The 23,809-nt window shown below is 43.6% G+C and carries 20 protein-coding genes and 1 CRISPR repeat array; of the genes, 17 read left to right on the forward strand and 3 right to left on the reverse strand.

The features are described 5' to 3' along the window. Window positions 1–4: 4 nt before the first annotated feature. The 3 genes from KN1_RS05310 (at window position 5) to KN1_RS05320 (ending at window position 3,409) form a co-directional block, all read left to right on the forward strand. Window positions 5–1,126, forward strand: coding sequence for a M20 family metallopeptidase (locus KN1_RS05310; protein WP_221289801.1), 1,122 nt, complete (start codon window positions 5–7; stop codon window positions 1,124–1,126). Between the two features lie 83 nt (window positions 1,127–1,209). After that, window positions 1,210–1,815 carry a helix-turn-helix domain-containing protein gene (locus KN1_RS05315; RefSeq protein WP_221289803.1) on the forward strand — a complete coding sequence of 202 codons (606 nt, stop codon included), beginning with the start codon at window positions 1,210–1,212 and terminating at the stop codon, window positions 1,813–1,815. A 175-nt stretch (window positions 1,816–1,990) separates the two neighbouring features. Continuing rightward, entirely contained in the window at window positions 1,991–3,409 is a 1,419-nt protein-coding gene (locus KN1_RS05320; RefSeq protein ID WP_221289805.1) for an APC family permease, read from the forward strand. Window positions 3,410–3,837: 428 nt separating this feature from the next. Here the strand turns inward: KN1_RS05320 and KN1_RS05325 are convergent, their stop codons facing one another. Continuing rightward, window positions 3,838–4,020, reverse strand: coding sequence for a type II toxin-antitoxin system CcdA family antitoxin (locus KN1_RS05325; protein ID WP_225905791.1), 183 nt, complete (start codon window positions 4,018–4,020; stop codon window positions 3,838–3,840). A 188-nt stretch (window positions 4,021–4,208) separates the two neighbouring features. After that, window positions 4,209–4,451, reverse strand: a complete 243-nt coding sequence (locus tag KN1_RS05330) for a hypothetical protein (RefSeq protein WP_221289807.1) — start codon at window positions 4,449–4,451, stop codon at window positions 4,209–4,211. Window positions 4,452–4,972: 521 nt separating this feature from the next. On the opposite strand from KN1_RS05330, the gene KN1_RS05335 reads away from it, so the two are divergent. The 6 genes from KN1_RS05335 to KN1_RS05360 all read left to right on the forward strand — a co-directional run bounded on the left by KN1_RS05335 (window position 4,973) and on the right by KN1_RS05360 (window position 10,632). Further along, window positions 4,973–5,533: a hypothetical protein gene (locus KN1_RS05335; RefSeq protein ID WP_221289809.1), complete on the forward strand. Its 561-nt coding sequence runs from the start codon at window positions 4,973–4,975 to the stop codon at window positions 5,531–5,533. Beyond that, entirely contained in the window at window positions 5,520–5,837 is a 318-nt protein-coding gene (locus KN1_RS05340) for a winged helix-turn-helix transcriptional regulator (protein WP_221289812.1), read from the forward strand. Before KN1_RS05335 ends, KN1_RS05340 begins: the two co-directional genes overlap by 14 nt. Window positions 5,838–6,329: 492 nt before the next feature. After that, window positions 6,330–7,121 carry a hypothetical protein gene (locus tag KN1_RS05345; RefSeq protein WP_221289814.1) on the forward strand — a complete coding sequence of 264 codons (792 nt, stop codon included), beginning with the start codon at window positions 6,330–6,332 and terminating at the stop codon, window positions 7,119–7,121. Between the two features lie 822 nt (window positions 7,122–7,943). Continuing rightward, window positions 7,944–8,762, forward strand: coding sequence for a hypothetical protein (locus tag KN1_RS05350; protein ID WP_221289816.1), 819 nt, complete (start codon window positions 7,944–7,946; stop codon window positions 8,760–8,762). Window positions 8,763–9,152: 390 nt separating this feature from the next. Then, entirely contained in the window at window positions 9,153–9,737 is a 585-nt protein-coding gene (locus KN1_RS05355; RefSeq protein ID WP_221289818.1) for an ABC transporter ATP-binding protein, read from the forward strand. Between the two features lie 745 nt (window positions 9,738–10,482). Further along, the gene (locus tag KN1_RS05360; RefSeq protein ID WP_221289820.1) at window positions 10,483–10,632 is read left to right on the forward strand and encodes a hypothetical protein; all 150 of its coding nucleotides are present in this window, start codon (window positions 10,483–10,485) and stop codon (window positions 10,630–10,632) included. Here the strand turns inward: KN1_RS05360 and KN1_RS05365 are convergent. Beyond that, window positions 10,589–10,861, reverse strand: coding sequence for a type II toxin-antitoxin system RelE family toxin (locus KN1_RS05365; RefSeq protein ID WP_221289822.1), 273 nt, complete (start codon window positions 10,859–10,861; stop codon window positions 10,589–10,591). The genes KN1_RS05360 and KN1_RS05365 overlap by 44 nt on opposite strands. 439 nt (window positions 10,862–11,300) lie before the next feature. After that, window positions 11,301–15,301: direct repeats of the CRISPR family, unit length 24 nt; unit sequence CTTTCAATTCCATGAAGGATTAAC. Between the two features lie 800 nt (window positions 15,302–16,101). Between KN1_RS05365 and csa3 the strand changes: the two genes are divergently transcribed. The 8 genes from csa3 (at window position 16,102) to cas6 (ending at window position 23,075) form a co-directional block, all read left to right on the forward strand. Further along, window positions 16,102–16,749 carry a CRISPR-associated CARF protein Csa3 gene (gene csa3, locus KN1_RS05370; protein ID WP_221289823.1) on the forward strand — a complete coding sequence of 216 codons (648 nt, stop codon included), beginning with the start codon at window positions 16,102–16,104 and terminating at the stop codon, window positions 16,747–16,749. A 21-nt stretch (window positions 16,750–16,770) separates the two neighbouring features. Continuing rightward, window positions 16,771–17,223, forward strand: coding sequence for a type I-A CRISPR-associated protein Csa5 (gene csa5 / locus KN1_RS05375; RefSeq protein WP_420857159.1), 453 nt, complete (start codon window positions 16,771–16,773; stop codon window positions 17,221–17,223). Between the two features lies 1 nt (window position 17,224). Beyond that, entirely contained in the window at window positions 17,225–18,187 is a 963-nt protein-coding gene (gene cas7a, locus KN1_RS05380; RefSeq protein WP_221289824.1) for a type I-A CRISPR-associated protein Cas7/Csa2, read from the forward strand. A 15-nt stretch (window positions 18,188–18,202) separates the two neighbouring features. Continuing rightward, the gene (cas5a, locus tag KN1_RS05385) at window positions 18,203–18,916 is read left to right on the forward strand and encodes a type I-A CRISPR-associated protein Cas5a (RefSeq protein ID WP_221289827.1); all 714 of its coding nucleotides are present in this window, start codon (window positions 18,203–18,205) and stop codon (window positions 18,914–18,916) included. 92 nt (window positions 18,917–19,008) lie between these two features. Next, on the forward strand, window positions 19,009–20,490 hold the full coding sequence (gene cas3, locus KN1_RS05390) for a CRISPR-associated helicase Cas3' (RefSeq protein ID WP_221289829.1): 1,482 nt from the start codon (window positions 19,009–19,011) through the stop codon (window positions 20,488–20,490). Beyond that, window positions 20,491–21,180 carry a CRISPR-associated endonuclease Cas3'' gene (locus KN1_RS05395; RefSeq protein ID WP_221289831.1) on the forward strand — a complete coding sequence of 230 codons (690 nt, stop codon included), beginning with the start codon at window positions 20,491–20,493 and terminating at the stop codon, window positions 21,178–21,180. Then, window positions 21,177–22,166, forward strand: coding sequence for a type I-A CRISPR-associated protein CsaX (gene csaX, locus KN1_RS05400; protein WP_221289834.1), 990 nt, complete (start codon window positions 21,177–21,179; stop codon window positions 22,164–22,166). Before KN1_RS05395 ends, csaX begins: the two co-directional genes overlap by 4 nt. A gap of 18 nt (window positions 22,167–22,184) precedes the next feature. Beyond that, the gene (gene cas6 / locus KN1_RS05405; protein WP_225905792.1) at window positions 22,185–23,075 is read left to right on the forward strand and encodes a CRISPR system precrRNA processing endoribonuclease RAMP protein Cas6; all 891 of its coding nucleotides are present in this window, start codon (window positions 22,185–22,187) and stop codon (window positions 23,073–23,075) included. The last annotated feature ends 734 nt before the right edge of the window (window positions 23,076–23,809 follow it).

The raw sequence follows: 23,809 nt of genomic DNA on the forward strand, positions 1-23,809 counted from the left end.
AGCGGTGATTGTCCCGTTATTGAGAGATCTAGTAGAGATTCAGACTGTAAACCCTCCGGGAAAAGAATATGAAACGATTGTAAGCTATTTGAAGGATTTATTTTCTAGATTAGGATTTAAAACTGAGCTTATAACTATTCCAGAAGAGTACATCGATAAAAATTATATTTATTCTCCTCAACATAAAGGGTATAAAAGGGTAATACTGATTGCTAAAAATTCCAGAGAACCATTACTTCATTTTAATTTTCATTATGACGTAGTTCCACCCGGGGATAATTGGGTAACAGAACCGTTTAAACTGAAGATAATTGATAACAAAGCGTTTGGCAGAGGGACATCGGATATGAAAGGGGCTATAGTTAGTTTATATTTAGCTCTGTCAAGATTCAATGAGACACCGATAGAGATAGCCTTTGTTCCCGATGAAGAGAGCGGCGGAATCGGTTCTAGGTATTTAACTGAGGAAATCGGAATTAAACCCAAAGAGGTAGTATTTGGAGAGCCTAGCTTTCCAAACATTTACGTTGGGCATTACGGTATAATGAGGGGTATTATAAAAGTACTCGGAAAACAGGTCCATGCAAGTATGGCGAAAGAGGGCGTAAACGCATTTCTTGAAGCGTCAAGGCTTGCCCTTAAATTAAATGAAGGATTGAGTAAGAAATATAATATTAATTTAGGCGGATATACTATTAATTCTTCTAATAGTGACGGAATAGTACCAGGGTTTTTTGCCTTTAGTTATTATAGGGCTATTTCACCTAATGAAGGAGAGCTTTTTGATAAAGAGATTATCGAAGAAGTTTCGAAAGGGTTGGGAATAAATTACGAATTCGAAATAAAATCTATAGTATATGGTCATATCTCTAAAGAGTCGGATCTGACTAAACAACTAGAGTATTGCGTCAAATCTGTTTTAAATATAAACCCAGAAAAGTCTATCAGTAGTCTAAGATACGATGCGGTATTCTACAAAGACTCTGTCTCAGTCAATTTTGGTCCCGGAGATCCTAAACAGGCGCATGTCGTGAATGAATATATAGAACTAAAAAACATTGAAAAGACTAGTTCGGTCTATGAGTGCCTGCTGAGAGAAAAAATAAAAAGTTTAAAAAATACGTGATATGAGAAGAAGGATAAAATTGAAAAATTTTTAAGAAGTAAGTAAAAAACTTTATTATTAGAACTTGCCAATAACCCGTTAGGATGAAGAAACTATATAGGATCAACTTTTCAACATTACATGACGGTTGCTGGACAAGCAACGTTAAGGATAAGGTAGTTACACTAAATATATCAAAACACAATAATAATAAGATAAAAGTTAGTATAATATCACCTCGACTATTAATAAAAGACCTAGAGAAATCCGAAAATGTATATGATATATTAAAATATAGGACGATTAAAGGAGGTTATATTATTGACTTTCTTGAGGAAATAGACAGTACAGTATCTGGGTATTTATTATCTGATAATAACGTCTTATATCACAAAAATATTGTGAGACAGAAATTAGAAAAATGGGAAATAATTTCGCTAAGTAAATCTGTTATTAATAAGCTAACTGAAAAATTTAATATTAATAGTATTTCTATTAATGAAATAAAACCCTCAGATATACTATATTACGGTCTATCTGAAAAGGAGTTATTAGTTCTTAAAAACGCAATTTCAATGGGATATTTTAATTATCCTAGAGCAGTAAAGGCTAATGATGTAGCTAAAAAATTGGGAATAAGCAAACAAGATTTCCTTTATCATTTAAGAAATTCAATTAATAAATTAGTCTCCTCAATCGATCTCGATTAACATTTCGAAAACTGTTTATTACATCTTATACTTAAAAACGTCGTGTGAAGTGAATTACAAATAACTTGTGTTCTTATAAACTTTTCTTTTAACCCCGTTAAAAGAATAAACAAAAGTGATAGGGTTATTTTAAGGTGAAAAAGGAAAAATCTTTCCGCCGTCTCTAATTATATTTATGGAAGATAAAAAGGGTGATTTGCAAAAACCTGGGATTAAGAGAGGTGTCCTAGGAACGTGGTTAGTTGCAAGTTACGGTATAGCAGCTAATGCACCAATAGCAGTCGCAACACTCTATTTTGTAGGTTTAGCTGGGCTAGTTGGCGGGGCAATGCCACTTACAGTCCTCCTTTCATATTTAATTTATGCTACCACCTTAGTAGTAATTTATGAGTGGAGTAAAGATATCGCAGCCTCTTACGGGTATGTCGCTATGATAAAGAAGGGCCTTAATAGTAGCTTAGCGGCGTTTACTGTAGGTTACGGATATGTTTACCAATATCTTATTTCTGGTGCAGCTGGCTTTGGAATATTAGGGTTAGCCTCGTTCATTTACCTAATCTCTCCTAGTATACAGTCAACAATGCCATGGTTATGGGCTTTAATTGTAGTTGTAGTCACGGCTGAAATCACATTAATAATGTGGCTTGGAGTAAAACCGGGCGGAGTTCTCAATCTTATTATAGGTCTAATATCAATAGTTTTCTTAATAATAACTTCGCTATATTTAATTATAATAACGGGTCCTAAGAATACTATCTACCCCTTTACTGCAGTCCCAGTTAATAACGACTGGGCTTTAGTACTAACTGCAATGATATTTGGAATAACGACATTCGGCGGAGCTACTACACCAATAGGAGTCGCAGAAGAAGCTAAAATACCTAAGAAAACTTTACCTAAAGCACTCCTCATAACTTTCCTCCTTTTGGGAATTGGGTTAATTCTTAACTCTTATGCCCAAACGGTAGTCTATGGGATAAATAATATGTTTAAGTATGCTAATTTACCAGATCCGATGATTATAATATATAGCAAGTATTTTAACCCCATCGTAGTTGGTCTCCTCATATTCTTAGTAGCGTTTATGTTTAACTCCTCTGCTTTAGCGTTTGCTACAAGTGGTAGTAGAATGATATTCGGGATGGCTAGGGATGGAGTACTTTACCCCGGAGTTTTCTCTAAGGCTAACCATTACGGAGTTCCAGGTAATGCTATAATACTAACTGGCATAACCACTGGTTTGGTTAGCCTTATTAGCGGGTATATTTTAGGGCCGTTAGAAGCTAGTATATTCTTGATAACCTTCGGTTCGTTTTATGTAGCTTTAGGGCATTTATTTGTTGCAATCGGGCTAATATCACACAAGATAAAGTTAAGAAAGGCAAATATAGTAAAACACATAGTAGTACCATTAATTTCCATAGGATTATATTTAGCAGTAATATATTTTGGTACTTATCCAGCTCCAGCATTTCCTCTCAATATAGCAGTATATGCAGCGTGGGGCGTCCTATTACTCCATATAGTTGGATATTACATATTAAGAACGAGGAACCCAGAGAAAATAAGACATTTTGGGGACTACAGCCTATAGAAGCATTTAGGTTTTTAAAACCGAGAAACTATAACTCGCATTATCAAAAATTCTTTAGTTCTCTAATTATCAACTAAGTCACTAAAAAGTGTAAAGAAGTCACCTATTAGGTAATTATGGCGTATCTAATTAAAACTAAATGAAAAATTACTAAAACTGTTAAGGGAAATTAGATAAGCACCAGTCGCCATTCCAGCAAGAGAAAAATGTGTTAACCCCAACTCCTTTTGAAAGCCCACGTCTTCGACGTCGACAAACTTAACGGCTTTTATGAAGTCCCCTACCAGTCCGGTCTTTTTAATTTTCCGAAAGAAGTCCTTCCTCATGAAAAGCGGGGCTGGAAGACGAAACCCTACCTAAAGACCGGTATAACACCGTCCTTTAACCTGAGTACCAGGTTTATTAAGCGGACGGGCCGAGCACGTATTTCATCTCTCCCTGTCCTCCCCTATCAGCCTAGCTACCTCCTCCCTTGAGACCTTTAACTCGTTAGCTATCCTAATCGCGGCCCCTCTAGCCTCTTCTTCCTCCTCCCTTTTGACCTCCTCTTCTAACGCGTTCCTCAATACTTCAGACACATCGACGCCATACCTCTTGGCCTCCTCCAACACCTCCCTCCTTACTTTAGTTTACACCGTCAAATACGTAGTCCTACATCAAGTCACCCCTTCGCTAAGCAGTCGGTAAACGTAGTCCCCCCCCCCCCCCGTTACCATATGTTATAAAAGGGAGGTGTTCTTACTACCCTTTACTAGTTCCAAAACCAGGTTAGACCTAACCCCTTATGTCTTCGACACCCTTATGCCCCTCCTTTATGCCCCCTCACCTGAATAGCCTCTCCCCTCCCCCCAGCCTCTACGTGGTCTAACATGTCCGTCCTTTTATACTCCTCGACCAATGCTGGGACTGCAACTAACGGTACTGAGTAAGCGTGCCCGTGTGGGGACATTCCGTCATGGGAGAAACCAGCGACCTCCTTACTCACTGCAGTCATGCCTATATATTGCAGTGGGTTATGGAGTATCGCTTTAAGACGTCCCATACGTTTGGTCGGCTAAAAGATCGGTTACCCTTAGTCACCGGAGGTATTAGACTTAGAAAGGCCCTTAAAAACAAAAAGAGGAGGTGTTGAAAGTGATACCTGGGGGGATGACATAAAGTAAACCCCTAGCCTGATCATGACTACGTGTACCCAAACCTCTAATAACTTGTTCAGACCTCTAATAACCCGCAGCCAATAAAGCAGACCATTGACCGACATCGTCTCTGCCTGCTGTGTAAGAGAAGTGTAACGAGCTACCTTTGATATGATAGTGCACTGTGAAAACGGTGTTATGGGGGGACCTAAATAATAAGCTGGCGAGGCTATGGCTCTTCACGTGTAAAAGTGAAGGAAAAAGGCTTTAAAGCAGAAAACATCTAGTCAAAAGAGTGGTAATGCGGCTCAATATACTTACCTAGTTATCTCACAAGTATTACAGACCTCGCTCCGTTAAAGACAAAAACTACCGGGCACACTCGAGATAGAAAAAGTTTTGAATTCACTTTAATAGTATAAAATTGATGAGTGAAAAACTCACCAAGGACGACATAATAGCGATATATACGGTTTTTATGAGCAGGTATGTGAAATTTTCCTCAATATATTTCTTCCTAATTGCCGGTTCAACACTTACCGATTACCTTTCCATATCTCTAAAAAATTTAACTATTAGCATTATTGTCGGTGAAGCTATTACAGGTGTCATAGCAGGCTCCTACATTATTTTATTCCTCATATCAATACAATTTATTAAATTAAACAAGCTGTTTTTAGGCTTTAAAAACATGTTAAACTATTCTTTACTTAAAATAATTTTACTTGTGATTTATTTCTTAATCAATAGGTTTTTGCCCTACTATAGTGTCCCTCTATTCGAGACTATAGCGACGCCGTTAGCCCCTGTCCTCTTGTTGTTACCCCCCGGGAGCCCGGTTACGAATAGGTTTAACAGGGGTATCTATTTGCTCTCCCTAACTTATCTCCTCATTTCCCCTGTCTACTATTTTGTAGGGGTAGCCAATTCCTTTCTCGTAGCTTCTATACTTTTACTGGCGGGAGGGATATATATTGCTATTAGATAGGGTTAAGACCCTCGTGCTCGTGTTCCTTTATATAAGGGGCCCCCTCTCGTTTACCGAGTTATTAAATATGATTAACGACGTGAATAACATCGAAAAAAAGGAGAGGATAACTAAAGGGAACTTGGACTCGCACATTAAGATATTGTTAAGGGAAGGCTTAGTGGAACGTAAGGAGAGCTTTTATTTTATCACCGGGAAAAAGGTAATTTACAAAATAACCGAAAGGGGTAAGGAGGAGTTATTTAATACTATTAAGGAGCTACAATATTTGAACGAATTAATAAAAAAAGATGATAAAAAGTAAAAAACAAAGAATGTACGGCACATACAGAATCCCCCGTATACCACAAGAGAGTAGGCCTAAACTATTTATTTCTACATAGAGACGGGACAGAACAAGGTAAATTAGTAGTAAGTCGACACGACACCGCCAGTATATTCCCTCCATAGAGTAGGATACCACACCCCTTATAAAACCAAAAAATGTCTGTGAAGCCTTTTACATGTAAATTTAACCTCTAATTTAAGTACTATAAACGGCGTCAGTAAATTACGGTATGTCTTAAAACCGGGGTAATTTAAAGACCTTGCTTATTCGTCCGAGAGCGTTTTCCCCTACGTACAATACAAAAACGGACATACCGTGACTACTACAGTATGAACGCTCAGGCCTTTAGTCTTTACCCCTTTACCGGCCTCGTCCCCCCTTTCACGGTGTGATATATTAACCCGACTAAAGGTCTCGTTTTCAGACTTTACCACCCCTTAATAAGTTAAAGTGCCCCTAATAATAACAATGATACGAGAAAGTACGCGTATAATATTCTCAAGGAGGAGGTTTTATATAATAGTAATAATTTTTGTTGTTTTAAATATATTATTTATATCAAGTACTATAGGGTCATACCAAAGACTGGTCTCCTTGAATAGGATATATAAATACGCCGTACTCCCGTCGGTAGAGTCCCTTTTATTGGCTGACGTCTTTTATATCCTACCTCTATACCTCTCTGACATAGTGTCCGAAGAGAAGGACTCCTCAAGGGTCATTTTCTTAAAATCGTTATTTAAGGGCAACACTAAGAGGTACTTATTATCAAAGGTGTTATCAGCGATAATTGTGATGTCCGTTTTTTCCGTAACACTTAGCCTGACCTTAACTGAAATCATCAACTTTTACTTAGTAGGTCTATCCTCTTTGCAAATGCTGGAAATTTCAGTTATTTTGTCCATAATACTCGTGGTAATTAATATACAAATGGTCGGGTTAGGTTCCTTATTTAATAACCCTAAAATTAGTATCGTCTTTAATTTCCTTTTTTATTCAGTATTTTATAACGGTACACTCATTTACATACTGGAGCACGGTTTTAGCCATTATTACTTGGACCTCGTCGTATCAGTTCAATTTTTCACGATGAATAATGTAGAAAACCGGCCCATTAGTTTACTCTTTTCGGTTATAGGTGGTACTGCTCCCCATATATCGATATCGTTATCACAAATTATACTAGGTATTTTAATTAACCTGGCCGTAGGTGTAATCCCGATAATTTACAGCCTAATGAAAATAGGTAAAGAAAATTGAGCTAATAGGTGGTAGTCGAAGTAAACTGAGTGAATCTACCTAAACCCTTTTTCCAGTTTGCTATAAAAGACTCATAAATTAAACACTTTCTCCTTAAAGCAGTAGCGGTTAATACGATGTCCCGGGCCAATGTCCGCCCCATTAACGATGATTAAACCCTTAACCCACCACACCTTATGCCCGTCCTCAAAACGTTGTCGGTAGTGTGTGTAGCAGGTGCCTCAGAGGCCACGACCTCGCCCATAAACTCAGGGCAGGCCGATCTTCTCCACCGACGAGGGTAAATTTGTAGACAAGTCGTCGGGGTCGGGGTAACGGGTCCCCTCCCTTAACCCGTTTACGTTAATTGACATAGGTGATCCGGGGATGACGTGCCAAGTAGGGGGTAAGCCCTCAAAGTCCTTCCGGTCGACTTGCCTTCAGTACCCTTACCTGCACCGTGAACTAGTAAGCCTTCGGAGCTAGTTTTACCGAGGCTTCGTGGGCCTTCCTTACACTACTAGGCCTATTTTCACACTTTCAATGGGGTTTAACTCGTGTACCGTCCCCACGGCCTGGCATATTGGCCTCACCAGCTGGCGTGGTGACATGAAGGTAAGCGTGTCGTTTGACGGACAATTTTTCACGTCTAAACCCACTTAAATAAAGGCCCCAAATAAGGCGTGTTTAACACGTGGGAGGTGTTACCGTCGCCGGGCTGTACTTTACCCGGTCTTTTGCCTAACCGGCACAGGGGTAGGCGCGTATTTTTAGTTTGGTTTAAGTCGTAAAACCAGACTTCCCCCCACTTATATTATATCACGCTCACATTTTAATAGTGACATGATGGGTTTTATACTAAGGTCCCTATTTTTCGCAAAGAAATTCGTAATATTCACGTTAATTTATGTGCTCTTCTCTATTTCCCTGTTTGTCTCCTTTAAATATTATACGGAATTTTATGCGGACGTAGGTCCCCTCAAAAACGTACTCCTCTTTACCCTCATTTTGGCGTCATACAACATTTGGTTTTCAACGTCGATCCTTTTTAGTGCATACAGTTCCACAGTAATTCCGGAAGACATAGGTAAAGAAGCGCATTATATATTCCTGAAGTCGGTGTACAAGTCTTTATTCCGTAAATACGTATGGTATAAGGCAATAACAGTGTTGGCTTTTCTAACAGTTTTAGGGTCGACATCTTCGCTACTCCTTTTCGTCTTGGTATCTCCCCCAATACAGTCGTTCACTGTCGGCGATTATGAAAGGCTCTTGGTGTTATTCCTTTTGTTGTCCACAGTACCCGTAGCGTCAACGTTAGCTTTCACGAGTTTCGTCCCGGACGAAAAGGTTGCCCTACTCTTCACTATAGCAATCTATTTTTTCGTCAACGTGTTTATGGGCGGTTATTATTTAGTAAAATACGCTGCAAACGCTACACCATACGTCTTATTTACTTTACCGATATATTTACCTACAGCCCTGCACGACTGGGGTGAAGTGTATGCTCAAGCTAAAACTGCATACAACGAGGTTTCCGGAGTAGCGTTACCTTACGTCGACTATAACGTAATATTAAACACTTTGCTGTTGTACTCTATTGTGTCAATAATTTTCATGGTCATAGGGATAGAAACCAACTTGAGGAGGAAAGGCAACTAGTAAATTCAACGCCTGCATTAGCCCCCACTGCTGATATTTCGTTAAGTTAGCATAAATTATTATATAATATAAAAAAGTTTAAATTTAGTCCAAGTCTACCGTAGCTTATATGCGGGTGGACTAAGTACACTATACTTTCGGACAAATCCCCCGGGTAAAGTAATCGTCACACACGCTTTAAATTATACTCAGTCGAGCGCTAAAGGGCAAGCCCCTTGTCGTACCCGACTCCAGGCTAAAGCCCCTCCCCCCGTCGTCAATTACAAACCGACAAAGGTCACATACACGTGTATTGGCGCTCGCCGTTATAAGACCCGTAATAAGTCTTAAACTCAGACTTTGTCGTGTTATTAAATACGTCGAGTAGAAAATATAAATGTGCGAGCACCTTTGGTTGAAATAAAGGGCTTAACGGTAAAGAGAGGGGGTATGACGATACTTAAGGACGTCAACATCGTCGTCGAAGAGAGTAACCCCGTCTGTCTGATAGGTAATAACGGCGCCGGTAAGACTACACTACTGTTAGCTATAGCCAAAGTGGTCCCCGCTGAAGGGGAAATGAAGTTTGCTGGGAGGGAATTGGGCCAAGGAGAGGTGAGCTTCTATGTAGAGGGGATGGAGCCCTACGGCCACTTGACCGTAAACGACTACTACAGCCTATTCAAGGGTTTGTACAAGACCGGTGTAAAAGACATATTCGGGGTTTACGACAAGTGGAAAAACACCAGGTTTTCCAAACTCTCCCAAGGGACTAAGAAAAAACTGCTTTTAGAACTGGTAATTTCCCAACCCCATAAGTTATTATTAATAGACGAACCCTTCGCGAACTTAGACGACGAGTCAAAGGAAATACTTACGTCTTATTTAATGGACGAAGCAGAGGAAAACATCGTGGTCCTGACGTCACCGTCAAAGGAGGTAGTCAGCGGGGTGTGTAGGTCGTTTTATGACGTCGCAGTGTGGAGGGTCTACTGAGGGTTAGTCTTTCAGTTAAGCTAGAGCTAATGGAAGTTAAAATTAGGAAGGAGCAAGTAAGCGGAACGCAAAGCCCTTGGGGGGCGACACCGCGCTTTCGGTTTACGAAGTCCCAGACACAGCCGCTCCCTAGTCCGTACCTCTCCTTTCTTTTATGAAATTCCCAAGCCCTTTTAATTTCATTAGGGATTAACATAACTGGTCATATGGACTATACACTACGTAATATTTTTATTAGTAAGATTTATCATCGACACCGAGAAGGAGAAAAACCAGCATAAAATTAGGTATAATAATATTCGTAACAGGATGGAAGACGTGGGCTGTACTAGAGGAGTGGAGTGGAGAGTATGGGAGATATGAGGGCCCATTAAAGACGTTCATAGTGGTAGTGGGGTTACTGTGTCGTGTTACGTGAGTTACACGATTTTTACAAGAAGGGTGTCCGCCGTCATCAGTAGGGAAAAATTCCCGACACCGAGACAGCCGAGGTACTTAAGGAATGGGGGGACACGGCCTCAATAAAGGGCCCTTGAGGGGTGTCGGGTTGTTTAATAGTTTAGGGGGTGACAAGAGTGATAATAATAATACACAATCAATTTTTCCCAGTGAACTGTGGACAACACAATTTTTTCTCACTGGAATGACGACCACTGCTTACCTACTCCTCTCAGCAGTCTTTCAAGGCCTAAAGGGAAAAACCGGCATAAATACCCTTTTAAATACTAGTAACTAGTATATATTTATGAGAATTGTTGAGGACGAGCACGGGAACAGGTTTTTAGTCATCGAGGATAAAGAGGACTTAGAGAAGTTTAAGGAAGACGTCTTGAGGAGGATAAGGGAGAAGGCTAGTGCCCGTAAACCTCCTTATGAGACCCGTTCTCCCAAATAAATACGATACAGTTTTTCGTGTCCACACTGTATAGTACCCTTATATCGCCCGTAACTTCTATGGAAAACATGGGGTTACCGTAAATGTCCTTTCCTAATTTTTCCCTAGGATATTTAAAGGGATCGTTTTGAATCAATTCTATTTTCTCGAAAATAAGCATTGCTACCTTATCGTTATACTTGTTGGCGATATGGTCTACTAGCTCTTGATAACTTTTAGCTTTCCTCATTAAAAATCTCAGTTCCTACTTCTCACAGACCACGTTAAAAGAAATAGAAGTAAGTATTTAAAAACCTTTCTGTTTTTATTCTTTCTTAATTAACATCTCATTAGAAAAAATAATAATAATAAGATAAAATTTTGAACTCGACTAGGATTAAAATTATAAAGTAAGTAGAGAACGCGAGAAATACATAATTCCATTGGAGATTCGCCAAACCAAGAACAATTTAGAATTAATTTAGGTTTGTCTTTCAATTTCGTGGAGGATTAACTTTAAACCGAACTTGCATACCGCGGGAAAGGCATATCCTGCACTACTTTTAATTCCATCCAGAATTAACCTAACGACTCTGTAGCGTTTAGTGCCTTAGTGCATCGTATCTGTCTCCAATTCCATTGAGGATTAACATAATGAAAAATGTAAGGGTTGAAGTTGAATTCAAATTCTTTCAATTCCATGAGGGATTAACCTCAGTACGTCGTCCCTGAAAAGCGTCGCCATTTTTACTGCGCTTTCAATTCCATGAAGGATTAACTTTATCAACGAAAAAAATAAAGAATTATCTTCAAGACTGTCTTTCAATTCCATGAAGGATTAACGTGGTCCTGGTAGTATTTTTACCCCGCTCTTTGTTTGTTCTGACTTTCAATTCCATGAAGGATTAACTCAACTCTCAACCACACCCCTCGTTTGGTGGCCAGACAAGACTTTCAATTCCATGAAGGATTAACTCTGCCCATTGGCTAGGTGAACTATTCTTGGATTGAGATCTTTCAATTCCATGAAGGATTAACTTAGCGATGAGAAACGTCAGAAATATGCGACAGTAACTTTCAATTCCATGAAGGATTAACTTGTTAATGATACTGAGATTCTTAATCATAAAATAACTAGCTTTCAATTCCATGAAGGATTAACAAGTGCAATCTCAATCTTCTAATCAATCTCAACAACCATCCTTTCAATTCCATGAAGGATTAACAAAATTCGCTTAAATAGATTGACCTCAGCACTCTGGTCAACTTTCAATTCCATGAAGGATTAACACGGGGTCGACGACTTCATAAAAAATGTGAAAGGGAAGAAGCTTTCAATTCCATGAAGGATTAACTTCGGACGAAGAAACGTATGACTATTTACTAGAGGCATATGCTTTCAATTCCATGAAGGATTAACCCCATACAACTTAGTGCAGACCTTCAACTTGTCATATGACTTTCAATTCCATGAAGGATTAACCGGCAGAGTATATAGAAAAAATAATAATAATAAAGTTATAGCTTTCAATTCCATGAAGGATTAACTCAATAAGTTGAAAGACATTTCTGGCTATATAGTGTATCCTCTTTCAATTCCATGAAGGATTAACAATATATGTTTTTTCAGCGTTTGAATCAGAGGTGTTGAATCTTTCAATTCCATGAAGGATTAACGATTTGTAAGGAGAGTGATATAGAAATTTGCACGTATCTGCTTTCAATTCCATGAAGGATTAACGATATAATTCTAAATAGAACGAATTTCTCCAATTTGACTTTCAATTCCATGAAGGATTAACACTATTAATATACAATCTAACTTCTTTCGGTGAAGTTGACTTTCAATTCCATGAAGGATTAACAACTTATCTAAAAAGGACCTACTATTAACTAAAACTCTTCTAACTTTCAATTCCATGAAGGATTAACAAGACAGAATAATAGACCTGTGTCGAAAGTAATAAAGATAAACTTTCAATTCCATGAAGGATTAACCTGTTGAATTCTATCTTGCATGTAGAAAGTTGACGGGAACTTTCAATTCCATGAAGGATTAACCTCAATGATGGGATATACGGTTGGGGGAACTGTATATTAAACTTTCAATTCCATGAAGGATTAACCTTTGCGTTTGCGTATATGTTTTTCACTACTGAATTCAGCTTTCAATTCCATGAAGGATTAACATCGGCGCAGGCGCAGGGCTAGGAGCGGGACTTCTAGGGGCCTTTCAATTCCATGAAGGATTAACCTACTATGAGTGATATCGTTTCAAAGCAGTATGTGGTAGTTCTTTCAATTCCATGAAGGATTAACTACAAGACGCAAATATCTCAATTGAACAGATAATAGAACTTTCAATTCCATGAAGGATTAACAATCTTCTATTCTTTTCGTAACTTATGAGAATAAAATCTTTCAATTCCATGAAGGATTAACTGATTCGGGTTTACATCTCTCATTTGGTGGGCAGACGAGACTTTCAATTCCATGAAGGATTAACCAGACGTATGAGGCTAGGACCTATCGTCCTCAAAGAGGCTCTTTCAATTCCATGAAGGATTAACAAGACTATGAAACAAGGGTACGACGCTTCTGCGTCGTATCTTTCAATTCCATGAAGGATTAACCTGAAGGATTAAACTCGGCTAAAGCTTCGTTCAATTGTCTTTCAATTCCATGAAGGATTAACTCTAACCCGATGTTCCCCGCTAACCCCCACTGTCCTGCCACTTTCAATTCCATGAAGGATTAACTTATAGTCGAAAGCCCGTTAATCATGAATAGGAAGAAGTGGCTTTCAATTCCATGAAGGATTAACTCTTTCTCGATAACTTCTTAAACGTCTTCGCCAAATATACTTTCAATTCCATGAAGGATTAACTATCTTATTACGCATTCCGCAAAACGAAAGATTTTTAAATCTTTCAATTCCATGAAGGATTAACACGATTAAACTGGGGTGTTTAATCCGTAGGGGTGGTAGGTGCTTTCAATTCCATGAAGGATTAACTTGACTTTAACGAAACTTGCGAGGACGATATAAGGAAAAAGGCTTTCAATTCCATGAAGGATTAACAGGGTATCGGCACAGAGCGGGCTGACAGCTTCTAGCAATGTTACTTTCAATTCCATGAAGGATTAACCTACTCTGAGTAGTGAGGTTTATTGCATAACGCTCAACAGCTTTCAATTCCATGAAGGATTAACGCATTGCGGGTTTGTGTTGTATAAGTTCGAGAAGGTTGGTCCTTTCAATTCCATGAAGGATTAACATGTACAGTAAATTCCAGCAGTTAAAGTAGTCGTGTTGTACTTTCAATTCCATGAAGGATTAACTTTCGAAAGCTGCATAGAGTATCAGTTGTCCTAGCACGTCTGGCTTTCAATTCCATGAAGGATTAACATGCGTTTTCTTTAAATATGCTTACATCAGATGCGAGCATCTTTCAATTCCATGAAGGATTAACATGCTAATGCAAAATGCAATGCAGGCGGGGTTAAGGGGCTTTCAATTCCATGAAGGATTAACAGGGGGGGTACCCCCTAAGACCCCCAATGCTATTAGGGGCTTTCAATTCCATGAAGGATTAACAAATACCGGCGAATATGACGTTACCTACATTAAACCTCAATATCTTTCAATTCCATGAAGGATTAACCTAAAGTTTATTTGAAGATAGATGATAACAAGAAAATTTATTTCTTTCAATTCCATGAAGGATTAACTCAACATTCAGTCAAAAGAAGTCTACCCGCGTGTTAAGCTTTCAATTCCATGAAGGATTAACCCAAGCCTCAGCACCGCCTAATAACCAGTGCATATGGGCCTTTCAATTCCATGAAGGATTAACAAAACTCTATAACTGTGGACGGAAAAACTGTGCTGTACGTCTTTCAATTCCATGAAGGATTAACCGAGGCAATGCGTAAATCGTTTATGTTAATGCTGATTTGCTTTCAATTCCATGAAGGATTAACTTACTAAACTATTACCTTGATTTAAATAATGTAGTGCCATCTTTCAATTCCATGAAGGATTAACTCATCTTTGGAATATTTTTACTATTTTCCAACATAATTAACTCTTTCAATTCCATGAAGGATTAACTCTACTTACGTTAAAATTGGACAAACCATTAGTCTTTAACTTTCAATTCCATGAAGGATTAACGCTCTTCTTGCGCTCGCTTCCGTGGGGGGGCTCTTGACCTCTTTCAATTCCATGAAGGATTAACAGCATTGGGGGTCTGGGGGTGTCCCCCAGTGAGGGTCTTAGCTTTCAATTCCATGAAGGATTAACGTCGCAATCATAGGTGCAAAGGTCTTAACGCGTCAATTAGGCTTTCAATTCCATGAAGGATTAACCTAAGGCCCCGCTTAGACTCCGTATTTTCATTATATTGTACTTTCAATTCCATGAAGGATTAACACAATAGTTACTAGTGAGACAATGAAAACTAACAATATTGCTTTCAATTCCATGAAGGATTAACGAAAAAAGATGAGGAAGAACGGGATGCATGAAACGACTCTTTCAATTCCATGAAGGATTAACACAAGCTAGGATCCCTTCAACATATTCATTGAAGTATAAGCGCTTTCAATTCCATGAAGGATTAACTTGAGCAGGAGGAAGAAAGTCCGCATAGAGCTAGGAAGACTTTCAATTCCATGAAGGATTAACTGAATGTTTTTATACTATGTCTATCCTTAATTTTGCTCTTCTCTTATATAAGCTTTACTGTGCTTTACAGTTTTATCATGACTGAATTTTTGTCACTCCCTTGAAATTTCGGGAATTTGATAAAGAGATTTACGTCTTACGTACTCCACCTAAAGAACTTTATTGCTCACTGACAAATTGAAAGTAATTCCCGCTGAAAACCGGGAATTATAAGGGCGAAATAGTCTATATCACATAGACAAAAAATGTTAGTAATTCTATCTACTTGTTACGCTTAGAGGGCCATTGTATCAGGAGCAAACCACTTCCAACGCCTTTACACAATTAAGACAGAAGGGATCGAGAACGCTGTTATCGGCGTCGGTTTCTATTCTATGTCTCGGAGACGAGGGTTACACGTTCTTCCTCCTCAGCCCCTTCAGCCCCTCACGTCTTGACGTAATCGAGACATTCAAATGTCCTGCAGCTCGACGCCCTGGTGGATTTTCGTACGAGAAACCCAGCTAAGCGGTGGAGGGATAGAGGGACGGTTAAATATGCTGTGCTCATGGAGGCGCCCCCTTTTAGGGTAACTCCGTCATTCAGTCCAGTTACGGGAACGCAGCGGTTGAAGCGTAGCTCCTTTTCAGGGTGAGCAGAGAGTTTCTGGGTCCAGCGTAATCCCTTCGTAAGAGTGAACAGTGGCATATAGGAGATGAAGGGAGTTTCCGAATCCGGCATAATCCATGATATTTAATAACGTGGCACCCTTTTCAGGGTAAGCGAAAAAGTTTTTTAGGGCATTTCCGCTAATGCGGATCATGGTAGTCCTGTTCACCACCTTGGGCTTCGACGAGAAGTTCCAAGTAAGGGCTTTTATGAGGTGGTTCAGGGAACTGGAAAGCGTCGTAGTCATAGGCTCGTTTAGTGAAGAGAGGGCGAAAAAAGCCCTTAACTCCCTGCTCGACGTGGCCAATAAGGCAAACGTAAAGTACGACGTCTTGGAGGTCAACCCTTACGACACCGTAGACATGGTGGTCAAAATAGGGGGTAAGATAGAGGAGTATAAGGGTAAGGAACTGGTGTTCAACCTTTCCGGCGGGATGAGGGTGATCTCGTTAACCGTCCTCCTCGTCTTGTCCCTCAAAGACGTGGACGCTAAAGTCGAGGTGGAGACAGAGGACATGAGGCACTTGGCTACCCTCAACGTAAGGGACTTCAGGCCCCTCTCGGTCTCGGAAGAACACCTGAAGGTCCTCAGCGCCGTAAAGGCGGGCTACAACTCGGTGAACTCCATACACAAGTACTTAGACCTGCCCCTCTCCACGGTCTGGAGGAGGGTGAAGGACCTGAAGGAGATGGGGCTGGTGGACGAAAACATGAGGGTTACTTTCAGGGGGGAGCTGGTACTCTCCACTTCTTCTTTTTCACTTGAACGGAAAACTATACCAGACCGCAAAGAATATTAATATCCTCGAAGGATCTATATTATGTGGATAGCCTTGCAGTCTAGACAAGAAGTAGACGTAGAAGGAGTATTAAAGAGGGTAGCGAACATGTTGGCGAGCGTGTTCGTATACAGTGGGTCCCCCACTTACGTGGACAGGTTCGCGAACGCCCTCTCTAAGGAAGCGGTAGCCAGGGTACTCTACGAGTCCCAGAGGGTCTTACAGATCGGGATAACCAACGGCGAAGTCAAGACGGGCAACGCGGAGGTGACCGGTAGGGCAGTAAAGGCCACTGACAAGAAAGAAGGAGAAAACGTCTACCCGGCGATAATAATACGCAGGGAGGACAAGCAATACGCGATAATCGGGTTCCTGCCTACGGACAAGGACATAGAGGACTTCATCAGCCTCATCGAGAAGGACATATATTACGCAAGGAAGGCAGGTGCGTTAGCCATGTCCGTAGCGAATAAGGCCTTATTGGGTGGTGGGTGAAGTGATAAGCGGTTCCTTCAGGTTCCTGATAAACACCGAGAGCCTCAACGGTGTGGAGACCGTAGGTAACTTAGCGAGGCACAGGACTGCACCCGTAGTCCTGAAGACACCGACGGGTTACCTCATACGCTACGTCCCGGCGGTCTCCGGTGAGTCACTGGCCCACGCCTACCAAGTCGCGGTAGTGGACTTAGCCCAGAAGTACAAACTCCCGGTGGGCGTGTACTCGTCTAAGTACGATTTCATTAAGTTCTCGTCCGAAGAGGTCTTAAAGGACGAAGGTATAAAGGAGCCAAAGGACGCTGAGGACGCCAGGAGGTTCGAAGTGGAGGTGATGCTGAAGGACGTAGTAGCCGATATAGGCGGGTTCATGTACGCCGGGGGTACACCGGTGAGGAGGACTTCGAGGGTGAAGTTCGGTTACATGATACCTGCGTTGACGGGTGAGGACATACCGGCCCAGTTAGAGAGCCAGTTCCACGTGAGGAGTAGCACTAAGGGGCAGATGATCTATAACGTCGAGGTGTCGTCAGCACTGTACACCATGTCCTTCTCCCTAGACGAAGACCTGGTCGCAGTCCCGTCGACGGAAGGGAAAGAAGTAGAGGGCGAAAAGGCTCTACAGAAGCAGAGGAAGGACAGGGTTGAGGTAGCCCTCAAGGCGTTATACTACGTCCTGACCGGTAACTTCGGGGGCAGGAGGGCTAGGTTCTTACCTAACATGGAGTTGATGTCGGGTATAGTGACGGTAACCGACTTCCCGTTCATGCCGGAGCCGGGCCACACTAACGACTACATAACCTCGAGCATCAAGAGGCTGGAGAAGGCGAAGTCGATCATGAACGGTAAGGGCGAGGCTTACGTCATAGACAACGAGGGGTTAGGAGGCGGTGAGGGGGCTAAGAAGTTAGCCAGTGCGGAAGAACTGGTCGAGGAACTGTTGAAGGTAGCATTGAAACAGTGATAAGGGGCAAAAGCTGTGCTGTACTCCAAGGTTTTTTTAAAGCTCCACTGGGGGTTTTACGTCTCCTACCCCCAAGCGTCTAAGGCCAAGCCCTCGTTCTACCTACCCCCTCCTACTACACTGGTAGGGGCGCTGAGCTACGGTAAGTTCAGGGGGACGGACACTAAGCTCTTCAAGGGCAAGCCGGGCAGCCCGGCGGGGGAATTCAAAGTGAAGGCAGCCGCTACTTTTGCCAAGGAGTTCGCCGGGAGCTACAGCGAAGACATAGTCAGGAACGTGATAATGTACTTCCAGAGGAAGGAGAGGAGGATGGACCCGCGGTATAGGTATAACGTCGTCCCCACGGGCAAGGTCTACGCCCCCAACCAAGTAGTAAAAGTGGTTTACGTTACGGACATGGGAAAGGAGGAGTTAGAGAGGCTCAGCTGGTCTATAACGAGGCTGGGCTGTAAGGAGTGCTTGGTGAGCGTCGAGGACGTAGAGGTAGGCGAAGCTAAAGCTGTTAAGGGGAGGGTAAAGACGCCTTATTACTTCCCCGCCAGCGTAAAAGTGGTGTCAGGTAGGGTAGAGAACGTGGACTTCTGGGAAGGCAGGTACGGGTGGGGGAGTAGCGGTAACACCGTGATGTACTCGGTACCGGTAGTCGGTTACCCTTTAAGGACTAGGGAGGTGGAAGTAGAGGCGGAGGAGGCGTATGAAGTGGGAGGGGAATACGTTGTGTTCGGCTGAGCGGGTGACGAAAGCGTGCTACGGGCTGTCACCGCTGCGGGTCCCCTCGTCCGCCCTTCGTGGTGCCGTGGCAGTGAGGGGGTAGTTTAGCCGTGTCCGTAGTCCGCCCCGGGACACTCTCAAAGGCCTACGAAGACTTTATAACCGTCAACGGGCTCCAAGACAGGAAGGCGATAAGGGAGACCGTAGAGGAGCTGGAGAGGGGCAAGAACGTAATACTCAAGGCACCTACGGGTTACGGTAAGACCACCCTCACAAAGGTGTTAGCTAACGCGGTCGACGACGAGTACTTCGACAGGGTGATCCACGTCCTCCCCTTAAGGTCTATAGTACAAGACTTATACACTAAGTTGAAGGCGGACAGCGAAAAGGGCGTGATAAAGACGAAGAGCATAGCGGCCCAAGACATGGACTTCGCCGACTCACCGTTTTTCATAAGCAAGGTCACTGTGACTACCCTAGACACCTTCATACTCAACTTGTTTAAGCTCCCCGCGGTGGAACTTAGGCAGGTCTTCCAGGACTACGGTTCCCATTACGAGTTACCGCGGGGTATGATATATTCCTCTATAGTAGTTCTGGACGAGTTCCACCTCTTGGGCGAAGAGGGCAGGCCCCTGACTGCGGGGCTCGCCGCTGTTAAGTCCCTCACAGACGCGGGTGTACCGGTAATAGTGATGTCCGCTACTATTGACAAGGCGTTGGAGTCCCTGATAAAGAAGTACGGCAGGGACTTCACGGTGGTGGAAGACAAAGGCTTCCGCATAGACAGGGAAGTGGTGGTGAAGAGGATCGGGGACAAGGACGTCGTGTCGACTGTCGTAAACCAATACGGGCAGGGCAAGAGGGTGTTGGTGGTGTTCAACACTAGGGTCGAAGCCGTAAACTTCTACAAGGAGCTGAAGGACAGGGGGTTAAACCCGGTCTTAGTCCACAGTAAGTTCAACAGGAGGGACAGGGCGGAGTTAGTCTCTAAGGTCTTTAAGGAGAGGTTGGTGGTCTCTACGCAGGTGATAGAGGCGGGGGTAGACACCAGCTTCGACGTCTTAGTGACCGAGGCGTGCCCCGCCCCGAACCTCATACAGAGGGCGGGGAGGGTAGCGAGGTACGGCGGGTACGGGGAGGTCTATGTCTTCCCCTTCAGGGGTAAGGTATACGACGAAAAAGAGGTCAGGGCAGTGTGGGAGTCGTTAGGGGAAAGGCTACCCGAACTGGGGGACAGGGAGTACACTGTGGAGTCCAAGCTTCTCAACAACCTCGCTACCATAGACCACTCGGTCTTTACGGACTATAACACCGCGAAGAGGCTCTACCAGAGCGTCTGTAACATCGTGAGGGAGACGTCGATCATCATGGGCTTCCCCCGGGGGGAATACGACGCTGATTCAGCAGTACCGCTTACCGAAGAAGAGGCGTTATACGCTATGAAAAAGAACGGCGTAGTAAAGGGAGGGAAGGAGGTAGGTGGCTACACCCCACCGCGTGACGTGTGCCTGCAGTTGGCGTTCCTGAGGGACGGCGTGGACGGGGTGGTAATAAGCGGTTACGATAAAGAGGTCGGCGGGGTGGTCTAGGTGGGTAAACCGTGTGCGTTCACTAACCAAGGGCTGGCGGAACACTCAAAGGGCTCCTTAGAGTGGGCTAAAAAGGTGTTGAGTGACTCCTACTTCAGGGTAACGAAGAGGAGGCTCGAGAAGTTCGGGGTGGAGGTGACGAAAGAGGACATGGAGGTGGCCGTACTTTTACACGACATGGGGAAGGCCGCGGAGTACTACCAAGGGCAGTTCGACGATGGCTGTAACCCGTTACGCGGTCGCCCGACGTTCATATACCACGAAATCGGTTCGGCACTGTTTTTTTACAAAAACGTAAAGGACGAGGGGCTGAGGACGTTGGTCACACTGACCGAGCTTAACCACTTGAACGCTGTGAGGGGGGTCTCCCAGCTCAACCCGGCTAAACTCCCCGTAAAGTTCGACGAGGGCATGTTGAAGCTGAGGAAATACGGGCAGGTACTACTGGAGGAGCTAAGCGGTGAGTACCCCGTGGGCGGGTTCAGGGTAGACGATTACACTTTCTACGACTATAACGAAATGCTGGAAGACTTGTCCAGAGTGAACGAGCCCTACCTCAAGTTATATTCCCTTTTTTTAGCCCCCGTCATAGTGGGGGACAACTTGGACAGTAGTCACGCGAGGAGTAAGGAAGAGAGGAGGAGGTTTATCCGTATGTTGGAAAAAGAACTAGGAGGTGTGAGCCCTTGATAATCCCCTTATATGACATATTCGGGGACTACTTAGTAAGACAAGTAGCTGTAAACAGTGTGAACTATAAGGTGGTCTCACTTAAAGGTGAGCCTTATTTAGACATCGACGACAAGGACTTACGGGTCACTTTCGATACCGCCAGCGAGATCGCCTCGGAATTCGAGAGTAAGAACAGGAGGGTCATCCCCCTCACCGCTAACGACAAAAAAGTGTTGGAGAAGGTGTTGAGGTGTTTTAATTTCACTCCGTCCGACCCCGTTTCCAAGGTGCTGAAGAACTTCGACATAGAGAAGAGCAAGGAGTGTACTGTTGATAACCTGCCGTCGTTTATAAAGCCCGAGTTCTACGAATACGTCAGGGTACCGGGGAAGCCCGGCGGGAGGAAGATGCAGGTAAAGGCGGACGCGAGGTACGTTGTGGTCGCTATAGCCGGTTGGCTACTGTCGAGGATAGGTACGGCCAGGGTCGGGCAGGACGTAATAGGGGTCAACGTCTTCACGGAGACCAAGTCCATGCTCTACACCACCTACGGTAACTTTGCGGGGGTGAAACCGGAGACGGCGTTCATCATCCTCTTAGCTAAGAGGGTGCTTGAGTCGAACTCCAATATTACGTCGGCGAGGGTGTACTTAGTATCGGACGGCGGGGGGCAGAACCCCACCGTGGTCTTGGGGGGGTTTAACGTGGACTTTACCAGGCTGTTGGAGAAGAGGGAGCTGATAACTGACGAACTGGTGAGGTTAGCAAACGACGCACTGAACCCCGACAGTAAGACCAACGATTTCTCTACGGTAGTGGTAAACAAGGCCTATGAGGTGTTGAACGGGTCCAAGGAAGTAGAGGAGTTAGTGTACTTCGCCAACAGGTACGTGTCCATGGAGGTGGCGTCTGGGAAGTTCGGTGAGTTCTGTCACGATTACCCCGCCTACTGTACTGCTTATTACTACGCACAGAGGCTACTGGGAGAGGTCCAAAAGGCGTGAGGTGCCCCCGCGTTGGTTGTGGAGTTTGCTCGTGATAAGGTAGTGAGGGTGGACTTTTTTGCCGTCCCGGAGAACGACGTAGTCTTACCCCCGCTGAGCTCAAAGGTGGTAAAGAACTTAATACTCACGGGGGAGGTGCTCCCGTCGCTCTCCGCCTTAGTGCAGAGCGGGGCAAAGAACAAGCCGCTGTTCATTTCTAACATGGGGGTGAAAGGGAAGAGGCTGTTAAGTACGGGGGGAAAGCCGAAGGCTGTAAAGGCCGGGGAGTCTTTGGACTTCTATGTGTCTTTCCCATACTATGACGGGTTTTTCACTGAAGTGCACGCGGGTTTTTTTGACACCCCTTACGGGAAGTTTTATGTCTACCCTGTGGCGACGCACATCGTGGACTTAACGGAGCTGGGGGGAGTAGACGTGAGGGGTAAGAACTTCCTCGTGGGCTTCAAGACGCCTACGCTACTCTCGTCTAAAGTACTTTTACCCCCTGCACTGAGAGAGAAGTATAAGGGGGTAAACGCGGGCTATACGCTCATCCCGTCGGTGGGGCTGGTCTTAAGCTACGCGTATAGGACTTTCAGGGCCCTGACAGGCGACACCAGTAACGTGGAGTATGACGTCAAGGCGTATAAGCTCGGAGTCTTGGGCAACGCGCTTTCTAAGGTCGTGGGGTACGACCTGAGGCCGGAGACTGTCGTGATAGGTAGGGACGATAAGGGCAGGGTGAGGGCTACTAGGGGTTTTGTGGGGTGGGTGGAGTTTGACATCAGTGACAAGAGGCTGAAGAGGGCCGTGAGTAAGTACCTATTGGTGGCGTCCCTCTTAGGGGTAGGGAAGAGCAGGGGGATAGGGCTGGGTGAGGTAGTCCTGACGCTGAGGGACCCTAAAAGGGTAGGTGGTACGGGCGCCTGATGGGAGGTTGAAAGGCCGGTGGGATGGAGTAGAAGGGGAGGGAAAGAGGAGGACTAAAGGGGTAATTTACCGCCAGTTACAGCTTTTGGTGGGACTACACAGCACTGCCCACTGTTTCGCCCCGTATTAGGTGCTTTTTGCTCATTTTGCTGTATTGACAGGCTCATTAAGGGCAGGGCTCTAGCTCCTTTGTAACGAGTAAGTTCAGCCCTAAGTTAACACGTTTTTTCTTTATTTAGTCGCCCTCATCGGTTACGCGTCGTGACTACGCTATATATGGCTTGTGGTGTCGAGCTCTGTGAGAAAGCTCACCTGGTGACTGCAGTATTAACTTCTTCATAAATAGATATGTACACGAAGGCGTGTAATAGTATTAATCCATGATACCGTACACTATTCAGAAAAACCGTGCCCGTAAAGCACCCTTAACATTTACGTTGGTGCTCGTCCTCGACCTTGATGTCGGGCATCCAGGGAACCTCGATTTACGGGTCGTGAGTGACACGCATTTAATAGTAAGTATATACCAGTCGTAAGGGTTTTAGGTGAAACGCTCACCGTATAAAGTGTAAGGTGACGGGCCATTAACTCAGTTTACACGCGGTATCCTTGTGTGTACTGCGTTGTTATTTGTACATTGAATATACTAATTCAAACGGGGAAACATTATAATTCGCAAAGGACATGAGGTTAGGCCCGTTATAACAGACTGTGGGACACGTGTAGAAAAAACT

This window comes from Stygiolobus caldivivus (genome assembly GCF_019704315.1).
In the GTDB taxonomy this organism is placed as follows: Archaea; Thermoproteota; Thermoprotei_A; order Sulfolobales; family Sulfolobaceae; genus Stygiolobus; species Stygiolobus caldivivus.